Source organism: Billgrantia antri, from assembly GCF_017868935.1.
Classification (GTDB): Bacteria; Pseudomonadota; Gammaproteobacteria; order Pseudomonadales; family Halomonadaceae; genus Halomonas; species Halomonas antri.
Genome location: NZ_CP053383.1, coordinates 2,753,316 through 2,766,096, shown reverse-complemented (window position 1 = coordinate 2,766,096; position 12,781 = coordinate 2,753,316). Strand labels below are relative to the sequence as shown.

14 protein-coding genes are annotated in these 12,781 nt (G+C 62.0%); 11 read left to right on the top strand and 3 right to left on the bottom strand.

Annotated elements, in window-relative coordinates:
* Positions 1-51: 51 nt before the first annotated feature.
* From HNO53_RS12785 to flgA, 3 genes are all read right to left on the bottom strand, one after another.
* Complete coding sequence (locus HNO53_RS12785; protein WP_209472632.1) at positions 52-501, bottom strand: flagella synthesis protein FlgN; 450 nt, start codon at positions 499-501, stop codon at positions 52-54.
* Positions 498-779, bottom strand: a complete 282-nt coding sequence (flgM, locus tag HNO53_RS12780; RefSeq protein ID WP_209472630.1) for a flagellar biosynthesis anti-sigma factor FlgM — start codon at positions 777-779, stop codon at positions 498-500. Before flgM ends, HNO53_RS12785 begins: the two co-directional genes overlap by 4 nt.
* Before the next feature lie 141 nt (positions 780-920).
* Positions 921-1,610: a flagellar basal body P-ring formation chaperone FlgA gene (gene flgA / locus HNO53_RS12775; RefSeq protein ID WP_209472628.1), complete on the bottom strand. Its 690-nt coding sequence runs from the start codon at positions 1,608-1,610 to the stop codon at positions 921-923.
* A gap of 181 nt (positions 1,611-1,791) precedes the next feature.
* Between flgA and flgB the strand changes: the two genes are divergently transcribed.
* The 11 genes from flgB to flgL all read left to right on the top strand — a co-directional run bounded on the left by flgB (position 1,792) and on the right by flgL (position 12,690).
* Positions 1,792-2,205 (top strand): flagellar basal body rod protein FlgB, encoded by a 414-nt coding sequence (gene flgB / locus HNO53_RS12770; protein WP_209472626.1) that lies wholly within the window; start codon positions 1,792-1,794, stop codon positions 2,203-2,205.
* A 31-nt stretch (positions 2,206-2,236) separates the two neighbouring features.
* A complete protein-coding gene (gene flgC / locus HNO53_RS12765; protein ID WP_209472624.1) occupies positions 2,237-2,644 on the top strand; it encodes a flagellar basal body rod protein FlgC in 408 nt (135 codons plus the stop codon).
* A gap of 5 nt (positions 2,645-2,649) precedes the next feature.
* Positions 2,650-3,342: a flagellar hook assembly protein FlgD gene (flgD, locus tag HNO53_RS12760; RefSeq protein ID WP_209472622.1), complete on the top strand. Its 693-nt coding sequence runs from the start codon at positions 2,650-2,652 to the stop codon at positions 3,340-3,342.
* Between the two features lie 82 nt (positions 3,343-3,424).
* Positions 3,425-4,690, top strand: a complete 1,266-nt coding sequence (gene flgE / locus HNO53_RS12755; protein WP_209472620.1) for a flagellar hook protein FlgE — start codon at positions 3,425-3,427, stop codon at positions 4,688-4,690.
* A gap of 31 nt (positions 4,691-4,721) precedes the next feature.
* Positions 4,722-5,477, top strand: coding sequence for a flagellar basal body rod protein FlgF (locus tag HNO53_RS12750; protein WP_209472618.1), 756 nt, complete (start codon positions 4,722-4,724; stop codon positions 5,475-5,477).
* Between the two features lie 52 nt (positions 5,478-5,529).
* On the top strand, positions 5,530-6,312 hold the full coding sequence (gene flgG / locus HNO53_RS12745; protein ID WP_209472616.1) for a flagellar basal-body rod protein FlgG: 783 nt from the start codon (positions 5,530-5,532) through the stop codon (positions 6,310-6,312).
* Positions 6,313-6,450: 138 nt separating this feature from the next.
* On the top strand, positions 6,451-7,110 hold the full coding sequence (locus HNO53_RS12740; RefSeq protein ID WP_242597634.1) for a flagellar basal body L-ring protein FlgH: 660 nt from the start codon (positions 6,451-6,453) through the stop codon (positions 7,108-7,110).
* 65 nt (positions 7,111-7,175) lie between these two features.
* The gene (locus HNO53_RS12735) at positions 7,176-8,273 is read left to right on the top strand and encodes a flagellar basal body P-ring protein FlgI (protein ID WP_242597419.1); all 1,098 of its coding nucleotides are present in this window, start codon (positions 7,176-7,178) and stop codon (positions 8,271-8,273) included.
* Entirely contained in the window at positions 8,273-9,403 is a 1,131-nt protein-coding gene (gene flgJ, locus HNO53_RS12730; protein WP_209472612.1) for a flagellar assembly peptidoglycan hydrolase FlgJ, read from the top strand. Before HNO53_RS12735 ends, flgJ begins: the two co-directional genes overlap by 1 nt.
* A gap of 61 nt (positions 9,404-9,464) precedes the next feature.
* On the top strand, positions 9,465-11,378 hold the full coding sequence (flgK, locus tag HNO53_RS12725) for a flagellar hook-associated protein FlgK (protein WP_209472610.1): 1,914 nt from the start codon (positions 9,465-9,467) through the stop codon (positions 11,376-11,378).
* A gap of 19 nt (positions 11,379-11,397) precedes the next feature.
* Positions 11,398-12,690: a flagellar hook-associated protein FlgL gene (gene flgL, locus HNO53_RS12720; protein ID WP_209472608.1), complete on the top strand. Its 1,293-nt coding sequence runs from the start codon at positions 11,398-11,400 to the stop codon at positions 12,688-12,690.
* Positions 12,691-12,781 lie beyond the last annotated feature (91 nt).

Genomic DNA, 12,781 nt, shown 5'->3' with positions numbered 1-12,781 from the left:
GGTTGTCGTCGCCGTGCTCTTGCCGCGATGCACTGGCTCCGCTATTCCATCCTAGACCGAGGCATTGATGCGCCCCGATTGGGCAGCAACGCGTCCGCTGGCGCGATAGACGGTCTTTTCGGCGGCTTGGTGGATGAATGCCAGCAGCCGGGTGTTCTGCTCCATGCGCAGCTCCACCAGCTGGCCATTCAGCGCATTGAGACGCTGGGCTTCGCGGGTCAACTCTAGAGTGTGCATCCAGGCCTGCTCGCAGCCGGCATCGTTGGCTGCCTGCCGAGCGCCTTGCGCACCGCTGGTATAGCCGAGTCGCTGTTGCACACCTTGACGCAGCTTTTCGCTGGCCTCCAGCTTGGCGAGTAGCGCCTGCTTGCGTTGGGCGATCTCGCCGAGCTGGTGGCCATCGATCTGCGCGCTAGCCAGCACGATGCGCTCGTGCTGAAGCAGTTCAAGAACGCCATTGAGGCGCTGCTGCTGGTCCAGAAGTAGCTTTGCCAGGCTCATTCCCCGCTGCGCTCCGCAGAAAGGGAGTCGATTAGCCCATCGGCAATGCGGTCGGCACGAATTTCCAGCCGCCCTTCGCGAATGGCGTCGCGAATCTCTTCGACCCTCGCCATGTCAACGTCGCGCGAGGTATCGGTGGCCTTCTGGCTGAGGTGCGTGGCGGCCGATGGGCCAGGCTCCTGCTGCTTTGCCGAGGTGGCGCCCTTGACTGGCTGAGTCTCCTCGCGCGGCGTCGTCTGAGTCGGGCGAGTCAGGGGGTTCTGGCTATTGATCTTCACGATATTGGCCTCATGACCGGATGCTTTCACCTGCTATCGGCAGCGTACAGAAAAACTTTAGGCTCGATTTTTCGGTGCAGCCTTCCGAGGCGGGGCTGTGCCTGCCTTGCCGGTGTGCATGTCGTCAGCGGTGTGGTGATGTCAGAAGTCTACGACAAGCACGCCCTCGCCGGCCACTGCCGCGGTCACGATCTCGCGACTGTCGAAGCGAACGCGGACTCGGTCGCCAAGGCCCCCTGGTTCCAGTGCTTGTCCCTCGCGGGTTACGCGAAATGCCGAACCTCTGGCTTCGACCACCACGCGCTGATTTCTCTCCACCAGCGGCAGACTGCGGAACTGGTGTTCCATCAGGGGTTGGCCGGGACTGAGGGGGCGGGTCGCCACCTGACCGACGATCGTCGTGGGGTCGAGCAGGGCGCGATTCGGTAGTTCGGCCAGATTGCCCGACTGCATGGTCAGGTGTTCGTGACGAACGGTTTCACCCGCTCCCAGTGGGACGTCAAGAACGGGATAGTCTCCCATCGCACCGATTTCGGCCTGCAGATAGCGCACCTGGCGGCCGTCGCTGCCACAGCGTACCCCGACGGAAACGCGCCCGAGCGGGACGTCGCCGGAGCGCGCGAGGAATGGCTCGGGGAATTCGCAGGCAGGCAACCTGGCGGATGGCGGACGCACCTCGATGATCAGTTCGTCGCCGAGACTGCTCGCCTCATCATGCAGGAACGCATGCACGGCTTGCAGCAGTTCGGCATCGTCAGCCATGGCAGCTGCCTGTGGCGACGATATGGCCAGCAATAGCGGCAGCAGCGGAGCGAAGCGGATCAGGCGCATAGGGCAAGACTGTCCAGCAATGGGTGATAGTCGAATTCTAGCGGGAGGCCATAGGCTGAAACAGCGGAAATGAACGAGGAAAACCGGTCTGTTCCTGCCATTGAAATGACAGCGGCGTCGCTATTCTTCAACCTCAAGAAGTTCCGCATGTCATCCACTGGGCTTGTACGGGAGTGCCGGCATGATCGACCAGCTCGAGGCCGCCTTTAATTACCACCAGCAGGCATTGGGTCTGCGTCAGCAGCGTCATCAGATCCTGGCCAGCAACATCGCCAATGCCGATACGCCCAACTACAAGGCGCGCGATATCGACTTCGCCAGCGAGCTGAAGCGGGCGGTAGAGCACGGTAGGTCCCCCGGTGGCGGGTTATCGCTGGCACGCACCTCCGAGCGCCACCTCGAAGGCCAAGCCATGGCGACGCCAGGCCGCGAGCTCCTCTATCGCATTCCCGATCAGCCGAGCCTGGATGGCAATACCGTGGACATGGACCGCGAGCGTACGCAGTTCGCCGATAACGCGGTGCGTTACCAGGCGGCACTGACCATCATGAACAGGCGCATTCAGGGCCTGAAGAATGCCATGCAGCCGGAATAACAGACCGGATCAGACGAAGAGAGAGCATACCATGTCGATGTTTTCCGTGTTCGATATCGCCGGCTCGGCCATGAGCGCCCAGTCGCAGCGCATGAACGTTACCGCCAGCAATCTGGCCAACGCCGACAGTGTCGCTGGGCCGAACGGAGAGGCCTACCGAGCCAAGCAGGTCATGTTCGAGACGCGCCTGCAAGATGGGCGAGGCATTGGCGGCGTCGCCGTGAGCGAAGTGGTCGAGGACCCCTCCCCGCTGCGCATGGAGTATCGCCCCGAGCACCCGTTGGCCAATGAAGAAGGCTACGTGTCGATGCCCAACGTCGAGCCGGTGCATGAGATGGTCAACATGATCTCGGCGTCGCGCTCCTACCAGGCCAACGTCGAGGTCTTGAATACGAGCAAGCAAATGATGCTCAAGACACTCACGCTGGGCGAGGGTTAAGCCGCATGTCCACCACCATCGACGCCAATGTCGTCACGCGCATGAACCAGGGTGGCTCAGCGGCTCGCGACGCCAGCCAGTCCGCTGACCTGCGCAACAATTTTATGACCCTGCTCATTGCCCAGATGCAGCACCAGGATCCGCTCAAGCCGATGGACAACCATCAGATGACCAGCCAGCTGGCACAGATCAATACCGTCAGCGGCATCGAGGATCTCAACGAGACGCTCACTGGCATCACCGACCAGATGAATGCCGGCCAGACCCTCCAGGCCACCGGCCTGATCGGCAAGGGCGTGCTGGTGCCCGGCGATCGCGTGCTGCTCGAGCAGGGCGAGGACGGCGAGCCGCATACCACGCCGTTCGGTATCGAGCTGCCTCAGTCGGTCGATAACGTTCGCGTGGTCATCACCAATGCCAGCGGTCAGGTAGTCAACCGCTACGATATCGGCTCGGCCAAGGCGGGCGTGGAGTCGTTTGCCTGGGATGGCCGTACCAGCGAGGGTGAGGTGGCGGCCTCGGGCTCCTATCGCGTTCGCATCGAGGCCACCAGCGGTGACAAGACCGTGCAAGGCACCACGCTCAACTATGCAGTGGTCGGCGGGGTGACGCCCCCTGACAAGAACGGTGGCGTCAGGCTGGACCTGGGCGCCGTCTATGGCCAGGTCGGACTCGATCAGGTCAAGCAGATTCTTTGATTCGACACTCACTCACAACGCATACATAGCATAAAAGAACCGCGCATAGCGGCACTTTCAGCGGTAGGCAGAGGAACGAAAAATGAGCTTTTCACAAGCACTGAGTGGCCTGAACTCCCAGGCGCAGAAGCTGGGGACCATCGGCAATAACATTGCCAACTCCCAGACCGTGGGTTTCAAGGGTTCCAACGTCCAGTTCTCCGATGTGTTCGCCAACTCCAAGGTTGGCTTGGGCACGCGCGTTGCGTCCGTGCTGCAGAACTTCAGCGAAGGCAACATCGAGTCCACCAACCGCAACCTGGATCTGGCGGTCGCGGGGGATGGCTTCTTCCGCTATATGGATACAAGCGGTGAGGTGGTTTATTCACGCAACGGCCAGCTCTCAATGCAGGCCGACGGTGACCTGGTCAATGCGCAGGGCTTCCAGATCATGGGCTACGGCCTCAATGCCCAGGGTCAGGTGCAGGTGGGGGGGCAGCCGCAGCCGCTGAATGTTTCTGCCGAGGAGCTGGCGGCGAGTGCCACCACGCGCATCGGCACCACGCTCAACCTGGATGCACGCAAGGTGACAGGCGAAGACCTGAGCACGGTGGAGGCGACCGATTCGACGGGCAACCCGGCCATGATCGACTACCACTACTCCAATAACTTCACCATCTACGACTCGCTCGGCAATCCGCGCAACATCACCGTGTACTACGAGAAGACCGCGGCCAATGACTGGACCGCTCGAATGACCCTCGATGGCACCACGCTGGACGATGGGGCCGGTAACGTGACCGAATTCTCCGTGCAGTTCGACAACAACGGCAAGCTGGTCAACGGCGCGGGTGACGTCGATGCCAACGGAACCATCGGTGGGATTACCTTCGACACCACCGCCTATCTGAATGGCGAGCCGGAGGATCTTACCTTCGACCTGAACCTGGCCGGCACCACGCAGTTCGGCAACACATCCACCGTCAGCAGCCTGACCCAGAACGGTTACACTTCGGGCACCCTGGTGGGCATAACCATCAACGAAGACGGCACCATCATGCGCAACTACTCCAATGAGGAGTCGCGCCCGGCTGGCCAGGTTGCCCTGGTCAGCTTCCGTAACCCGGAAGGCCTGACCCCCGCCGGCGACAACGTCTGGCGCGCCTCCAACGAGTCGGGCCAGGAGCTGGTCGGTGCACCGGGCACCGGGCTGCTGGGCGGCATCGTTTCCGGCGCGGTCGAGACCTCCAACGTCGACATGTCGCGTGAACTGGTCAACATGATCGTGGCGCAGCGTGCCTACCAGGCCAACTCGCAGACGATCAAGACCCAGGACGAGCTCCTGCAGACCGCCATCAACCTGCGCTAAGCACTAAGACGAGCGCCAAGGGAGCCGAACCGTGGATCGTATTCTCTACACCGCCATGAGCGGGGCCAAGCAGAGCATGGACCAGCAGGCGGTGGTCAGCCACAACCTTGCCAACGTCTCGACCAGCGGCTTTCGCGCCCAGCTACATGCCATGCGCGCCGTGCCGGTCCAGGGTGACGGTGTGCTGCCGACCCGCGTTTCGGTAGCGGCGACCACCCCGGGCAGCGACTTCAGCCCGGGGCCCATCACCCACACCGGACGGGAGCTGGATGTGGCGGTGGAAGGCAGCGCCTGGCTCGCCGTGCAGGCCGATGACGGTAGCGAGGCCTATACCCGTCGCGGGGATCTCCAGATCGACAGCAATGGTCTCGTCACCATCATGGGACGCCCGGTCATCGGCGATGGCGGTCCCATTATAGTGCCGCTGGGCTCGAGTGTCAGCGTCGGTGCCGACGGTACCCTCAGTGCCATTGGCGAAGGGCAGGGGCCCGAGGCCCTGGTCGACGTGGGGCGACTCAAGCTGGTCACGCCGCAGCGGAACCTGCTGCGCGGCGACGATGGCCTGTTCCGCATGCCACCGAATGACGAGGGAGAGGTGGCCGCGCTGGAAGCCGACGAGGAAGCCCGGCTTGCCAGCGGTGCGTTGGAAGGCAGTAACGTCAGCGCGGTAGAGGCGATGGTTGCCATGATCGATGTGGCCAAACGCTATGAAATGCAGATGAAAGCGATCAGTACCGCGGACGAGAACGCGCAGCGGGCCAACAATCTGCTCTCAATACAAGGCTGATGGCTTTCGAAACCGGGCTGATGGCCCGTACGCAGGGTAAAGGAAAAACATCATGATCAAGTCACTGTGGACGGCCAAGACTGGCCTGGAATCCCAGCAGGTCAAACTGGACGTCATCTCCAACAACCTGGCCAACGTCAGCACCAACGGCTTCAAGCGTTCGCGGGCAGTGTTCGAGGACCTGCTCTACCAGAATCTACGTCAGCCCGGTGCACAAAACGACGTGCAGAATCGTCTGCCTTCGGGCATGCAGGTCGGTACCGGCGTGCGCCCGGTGGCCACCGAGCGTCTGCATAGCCAGGGTGGTCTCGAACAGACCGAGAACTCGCGTGACCTGGCGATCAACGGCAAAGGCTTCTTTCAGGTGCTGATGCCGGATGGCTCCACGGCCTATACCCGCGACGGCAGCTTCCAGCTCAATGAGAACGGCCAGATGGTGAACGCCAACGGCTACCCGCTCGAGCCGGCCATTATCATTCCCGACAATGCCCTGTCCATCTCCATCGGCGAAGACGGCATCGTCTCGGTCACCCAGCCCGGCGTCAACCAGGCGCTGGAGGTAGGCCAAATCACGGTCTCCACCTTCATCAACGAGACCGGGCTGGAGAGCATCGGTGGCAACCTGTATCGCGAGACCACCTCTTCCGGCCCGCGCAACGAGGCCATGCCGGGAATGAATGGTGCTGGCAGGCTGTTCCAAGGCTACGTGGAAACCTCCAACGTCAACGTGGTGGAGGAGATGGTCAGCATGATTCAGACCCAGCGGGCCTATGAAATCAACAGCCGTGCCGTGCAAACCAGCGACGAGATGCTGGCGCGCCTGAGCCAGCTCTGATCGACGAACAACGAAACATCTTGGCCTGACGGGTTCGGCCGGAAGCGAGTGAGAATGAAAGGTACGGGTACGATCTCAACGACTGGTTCAAGCACTGGCTCGGGTACGAGGGCTTTGGCCTCCCGAGTGACCTTGCTGATGGTTGCCGTGGCACTCCTGGTTCTGGGTGGCTGCGCCCAGGTGCCGCGTGCCTCGGTGGTGGGCGAGCAGGAGCAGATCAATATCGTCGAACCGCCGCCGAGGTTGGCCAACGGGTCGATTTACCAGTCGCATCGCGGGGCCCAGCCGCTGTTCGAGGATCGACGTCCGCGCATGGTGGGCGACATCCTGACCATCGTACTCGACGAGCAGGTCAGCGCCAGCAAGAACTCGCAGTCCAACATGAACCGTGACGGTTCCGCGGGCCTCGATCTTTCAGCGCTGCCCGATGTGTTGGAGCGCCTGGCCGAGCAGGGCGTCGACCTGTCCGGTGAGCTTTCCGGCAACAGTACCTTTGCCGGTGGCGGTGGCTCCCAGGCCAGCAACAGCATGACCGGGACTATCACCGTGTCGGTGCTCGAGGTGATGCATAACGGCAACCTGCGTGTGCGCGGCGAGAAACAGATCGCCGTCAATCAGGGCGTCGAGTTCATCCGTTTCTCCGGTGTGGTCAACCCGCGCACCATTACCGGACAGAACACGGTGCCCTCGACCGCGGTAGCCGATGCGCGTATCGAATACGTGGGTAATGGCTACATCAGCGAAGCGCAGCACATGGGTTGGCTGCAGCGCTTCTTCCTCAATATTTCGCCTTTCTGATGCGATCTGCTAGCGAGGCGATCATGATGATTTCCATGATGTCCAAGCCAAAACGATCCCCTTCGATGGCGGCGAAACTCTTGATGCTGGCTTGGCTGTGTCTGCTGGCGCTGCCGGCCCAGGCCGAGCGGATTCGGGAGATTGCCAGTTTCGCCGGCGTGCGTGACAACCAGCTGGTGGGCTACGGCCTGGTGGTCGGCCTCGACGGGACCGGCGACCAGACCATGCAGGCACCCTTCACCGGGCAGAGCTTGACCAACATGCTGTCGCAGCTCGGCATTACCGTGCCGCCGGGAACCAACATGCAGCTTCGCAACGTGGCCGCGGTGATGGTCACGGCCGACCTGCCGCCTTTCTCGCGCCCGGGTCAGCGACTGGACGTCAACGTCTCCTCCATAGGCAACGCACGCAGCCTGCGCGGCGGCACGTTATTGATGACGCCGCTCAAGGGCGCCGATGGCGATACCTATGCCATTGCGCAGGGCAACCTGCTGGTGGGCGGGGCCGGGGCGCAAGCGGGTGGCGCCCAGGTGCAGGTCAATCAACTGGCCGGTGGCCGCATTGCCGGGGGCGCCATGGTGGAGCGCGAGGTTCCGCTCGATCTCGGGAGCAATGCCGGGCTACTCGAGCTGGAATTAAAAGAGGCGGATTTCGGCACTGCCCAGCGCGTCGTCAGCGCCATCAACAACGAATTCGGGCGTCCGGTAGCCGCGGCGATGAATGGCAGGGTCATCGCGCTCGACGGGCCGATGAATGCCAATTCACGGGTCAACTTCATGGCTCAGGTTGAGAACATTCAGGTCACGCCCACGGAGGCACCGGCGAAGGTAGTGTTCAACGCCCGTACCGGTTCGGTCGTCATGAACAGTGCGGTCAAGCTGCATCGCGCGGCGGTGGCTCACGGCAACCTCTCCATCGTGATCGATACCCGCTTCCAGGTCAGCCAGCCGGCGCCCTTCGGCGAAGGGGAAACGGTGGTGGTGCCCGATACCGAAATCGAGGTGCAGGAGCAGGATGCCTATCTGCGCGTGGTGGAAGGTGCCGACCTGGTTGACGTGGTCAATGCACTCAATGCGCTGGGCGCCACGCCTTCCGACCTGATGTCCATTCTCGAAGCGCTCAAGGCCTCGGGTTCGCTGCGCGCCGAGCTGGAGATCATTTGATGAGCATCCAGGACGCCACCAGTCAGTTCGCCCTTGACGTACAAGGTCTCGAACGGCTCAAGCATACGGCGCGTCAGGACAGCGCGGCCGGTCTGCGCGGTGCCGCCCAGCAGTTCGAGGCGCTGTTCTTGCAGATGATGCTCAAGAGCATGCGCGACACGATTCCTTCGGGCGGCCTGCTGGACAGCCAGCAGGGCGAGTTCTACCAGTCGATGCTCGATCAACAGTGGGCGCAGACCATGGCGGGGCGGGGTGTCGGCCTGGCCGACCATCTCGTCGCTCAGCTCGAAGGCCAACTGGGAGCGGTGCCTGCACGCTCCGGCGTGGCCGACAGCGAACTGAGCGAACTGATTGCTGGCATTCCTCGCGGCACGCCGAGGGTGCTTCAAGACGCCCTTCAGCCGAGCGAAGAAACGCCTCCGCAGGATGAGCGGGAGGCGGCCGCGCCGGCTGGGAACGTCGAAGCATCGGCCATGCCGGCGACCTTCCTCGAAGAGCTCGAGGCGGTGCGTGGCGGCTTCATGTCGGCGCTTGATGCAGCGTTGCCGGCTGCGGCCCCTGCTGCCGTCCAGCCAGGCAATACTGGCCCGACAGCGAATACAGCATCCCGCGCCGGCTCGACTGGCAATCAGGGCGGAGAGCATGCGCGCCGGTTCATGGAGCGACTCTCGGCACCTGCCCAGGCCGCCAGCCGTCAGACCGGCGTTCCGGCCGAGCTGATCCTGGCCCAGGCGGCGCTGGAAACCGGTTGGGGGCGTCACGAGATCGCCACGGCAGACGGCGGCAATAGCTACAATCTGTTCGGCATCAAGGCGGGTAGCAACTGGCAGGGACGAACCACCGACGTCACCACTCATGAGTACATCGACGGACGCCGCACGCGCGTGGTGGATACTTTCCGTGCCTACGACAACTTCGAGCAAGCCTTCACCGACTATGCACGGCTGATCGGCAACAATCCCCGCTACTCAGCGGTCACGACGGCCGGCAATGCCGAGCAGGCGGCTCGTGCCTTGCAGGCAGGCGGCTACGCCACCGACCCGGCCTATGCCGACAAGCTGATCGCGGTGATGAACTCCATGGGCCCGATGCAGCAGCGTGGGGATTCGCTGGTCTTTTTTAGCTATTGAATGATTAAAGTTCTGACCTGACGGGCCGATATACAGGGCATTGGCGAAAGGAAACGACACCATGAGCATCATTTTTTCCGTCGGCCTGAGCGGCCTGAATGCCGCCCAGAACGCGCTGAATACCACCAGCAACAACATCAGCAATGTCTATACCCCGGGCTACAATCGTGAGCTGACGATCCTGGGGCAGAGTCGTGCCGATGCCGGCGTGCAGGTCAACGACATCCAGCGCCAGTTCAATCAGTACGTTGCCTCGCAGCTCAATGCAGCGACCAGCTCATCCAGTGCGCTGAAGACCTACGAGAACCAGATCAGCCAGATCGACAATTTGCTGGCCGACCGGGATGCAGGCCTGGCGCCGTTGATGCAGAAATTCTTTTCGTCGCTGGAAGACCTCGCTGGCGCCCCTTCAGATCCGGCGGCCCGGCAAGGGGTGCTCGGCAGTGCCGATACGATGACCGCTCAGTTCCGCGCCTTCGACGGTTACCTGCAGGACATGCAGGAGGGCATCAACGGGCAGATCGCGGATGAAGTCACCCAGATCAACAACGCGACAGAGCAGCTGGCGACCCTCAATCGAGAAATTGCGCTGGCACGTGCGCGTAGCGGAAAGGCGCCCAACAGCCTTCTAAACCAGCGTGACCAGCTGGTGGCGGAATTGAGCGAGCGCATGAACCTGCGCCTGGAGATCCAGGACGGCAAGAGTTACAACATCAGCCTGCCCAACGGCCAGCCGCTGGTTTCCGGCACCAATCATTATCGTCTGGAAGCGATGGAGTCACCCAGCGACCCGCAGCGAATGGTCCTGGGTTACAAGGATTCGGGTGGCAACCTGGTGGCGCTGTCGGAAGATACCATCACCGGGGGAACGCTCGGCGGGCTCATGACCTTCCGTGCGGAAACCCTGGACAAGACTCAGAACCAGATCGGCCAGCTGGCCGTGTCGCTCGTTGCGGGCTTCAACCAGCAGCATCGCCTGGGCATGGATCTCAACGGCGACCAGGGCGGTGACTTCTTCAGCATCGGCCAGCCCAAGGCATACTCGCACGAACGCAACACGGGCGGTGTCGATGTGACGAGCGCCAGTTTCGATAGCGCCAACCTCGACCAACTGCGAGCGACCGACTACACGATCCGCTTTGATGCGGCGGGTGACCCGCAGGTGACTCGCAACGACAACGGTCGCGCGCTTACCGCTGGCGAATTCGCCTGGGACTTCGACGGCACCGTCGGTGAGCTGAGCTTTGGTGGCGTGACGCTGATCTTCGACGGCCAGCCCGCCGAAGGCGATCGCTATCAGGTTCAGCCGGTACGACGTGCCGCCGCCGATATGAATTCCAATATCTCCGATCTGGACAAAATCGCCGCAGGTAGCTTCGTGCGATCCGAGGGGGATATGGCGATCCGCAATTTGCGCGCCAACGATGGGGCGCTGTCCAGCGGTTCCGCCTACAGCCTCGAGCTGGCGGATGATGGTTCGCTAACCGTGGTGCCTGGAGGAAGCTCCGTCACTCGTAACGGTGAGGCTTTCGATCCCGTCACGGATACTGTCGTGGCGGGCGATACACTGGAGATCGACGGTATTGCGTTCGAAGTCACCGCGTTGCCCAATGCAGGCGAGACTGCAAGCCTCGAATTCGGCGTAGCAAGCTCGGGTACCGGCGACAATCGCAATGCGCTGGCCATGCAAGATCTGCAGGATGCTTCGCTGGTGGCAGGTCGTGCCACGCTCAGCCAAAGCTATGGCGGCATGGTCAGTGATGTCGGCAACCGTACCAATATCGTCAAGGTCAATCTCGACGCGCGCCAGGGTTTGACCGACCAGCTCAAGGCGGCACAGCAGTCTGAATCCGGGGTGAACCTGGACGAAGAGGCGGCCAACCTGATCCGCTATCAGCAGTTCTATATGGCCAATGCTCGCGTCATCGACACCGCCTCGACGGTGTTTGACACCATCCTTGGTCTGCGTAACTGATTCGAAGGAGCTTAGTGCGATGCGTATCAGCACCGTCACCATGTACGAGCAAAGCGTCTCGTCCATGAATCGTCAACAGGGCGATTTCCTCAAGGTAGGCCAACAGATTGCCAGCGGTCGCCGCGTGGTCAACCCTTCCGACGATCCCCAGGCGGCTTCTCGTGCGGTAGGCGTCTCGCAAGCCAAGGCAGTAACCGAGCAGCACGCCGATGCGCGGATTTCGGCGCGCAACTCGCTGGCACAGGCCGAAAGCGTTCTCAATAGCGTCAGCGATGCTGTGACGAGTGCCAAGACACGTCTGGTACAGGCTGCCAGCGATACCCTGAGTGATGTCGACCGCGAGTCGCTGGCGTCCGAACTGAAGGGCATCTATGAAACGTTGATCGGTCAGGCCAATGCCACCGATGGTAACGGACGCTACCTGTTCGGCGGCTATCAGGACGATTCGCCGCCCTTCGCTCGTACTACGGGGCAGGGTGTTTCCGGCGTTGCCTACATCGGTGACGAAAACATCCGTGAACAGCGCATAGATGCATCGCGTCTGATGCCGGTAGCGGACAACGGCAAGACTATCTTCCAGAGTGTGCCCTCCGGGGCCGGCTACGTAGCCCGTGCCGAACGCGACAGCGATCCCGGTACCGGCAATACGCTGGGTGTGCAGGCGGACAAAGGTTACTACGCCAATGCGGGCTCCGTAACGTTCAAGGGCCCTGACCGTATCGATCCGGAGGATCCCGCCTTCGGCGACAACCTCACTGTTCGCTTCGAAGACGATGCCGGCGTGATGCGCGTGCGGGTGGAGGATCCGAACAACCCGGGTACCGACATGTATGACGAGGCTTATGTGTCGGGCAAGAGCATCAGCTTCGGCGGTGTGAGCATCACGCTCGATGGCGAACCGGCCGATGGTGACCAGATTCAGCTGCGGCCGGCCAATGCCGGTGATGCCAACCAGGATCTCTTCAAGTCGCTGAAAGATGCCATCGACGTGCTGGAGATGGACCAGGCCGGTCTCGATGAGAATCGTGCCCACTTCCGCAATACGCTCAGCTCCGCCATGCGTGAGCTGGATAACAGCCTCGACAATGTGCTCACGGTGCGTGCTTCCATGGGCGCGCGGCTCAACGAGCTCGACGTGGTCGATGCGGTGGGCAGCAATCGCATGATGAACTACGAACAAACGCTGTCGGATCTGGTCGATCTCGATTACAACGAGGCAATTTCTGAATACAGCCTGCGCCAAGTCGGGCTGCAGGCGGCGCAGAAGGCCTTTGTCGATGTGAAGGGCCTGTCGCTCTTCAATTTCCTGTAGCCGTCATGCCTGGGCATGTAGATCGCATGCCCGCTTTTCCCTGCAGATCATGTCGGTGGCATAGGCGTGATCTCTTTCACCGCTGCGGTTC

Excerpts from the sequence above, each read along its gene's own strand:
- flgD (WP_209472622.1), top strand. The coding sequence starts at position 2,650 with ATGTCCACCACCATCGACGCCAATGTCGTCACGCGCATGAACCAGGGT.
- flgK (WP_209472610.1), top strand. The coding sequence starts at position 9,465 with ATGAGCATCATTTTTTCCGTCGGCCTGAGCGGCCTGAATGCCGCCCAG.
- flgC (WP_209472624.1), top strand. The coding sequence starts at position 2,237 with ATGTCGATGTTTTCCGTGTTCGATATCGCCGGCTCGGCCATGAGCGCC.
- HNO53_RS12740 (WP_242597634.1), top strand. The coding sequence starts at position 6,451 with ATGGTTGCCGTGGCACTCCTGGTTCTGGGTGGCTGCGCCCAGGTGCCG.
- flgG (WP_209472616.1), top strand. The coding sequence starts at position 5,530 with ATGATCAAGTCACTGTGGACGGCCAAGACTGGCCTGGAATCCCAGCAG.
- flgL (WP_209472608.1), top strand. The coding sequence starts at position 11,398 with ATGCGTATCAGCACCGTCACCATGTACGAGCAAAGCGTCTCGTCCATG.
- flgA (WP_209472628.1), bottom strand. The coding sequence starts at position 1,610 with ATGCGCCTGATCCGCTTCGCTCCGCTGCTGCCGCTATTGCTGGCCATA.
- flgE (WP_209472620.1), top strand. The coding sequence starts at position 3,425 with ATGAGCTTTTCACAAGCACTGAGTGGCCTGAACTCCCAGGCGCAGAAG.
- HNO53_RS12785 (WP_209472632.1), bottom strand. The coding sequence starts at position 501 with ATGAGCCTGGCAAAGCTACTTCTGGACCAGCAGCAGCGCCTCAATGGC.
- flgJ (WP_209472612.1), top strand. The coding sequence starts at position 8,273 with ATGAGCATCCAGGACGCCACCAGTCAGTTCGCCCTTGACGTACAAGGT.
- flgB (WP_209472626.1), top strand. The coding sequence starts at position 1,792 with ATGATCGACCAGCTCGAGGCCGCCTTTAATTACCACCAGCAGGCATTG.
- HNO53_RS12735 (WP_242597419.1), top strand. The coding sequence starts at position 7,176 with ATGGCGGCGAAACTCTTGATGCTGGCTTGGCTGTGTCTGCTGGCGCTG.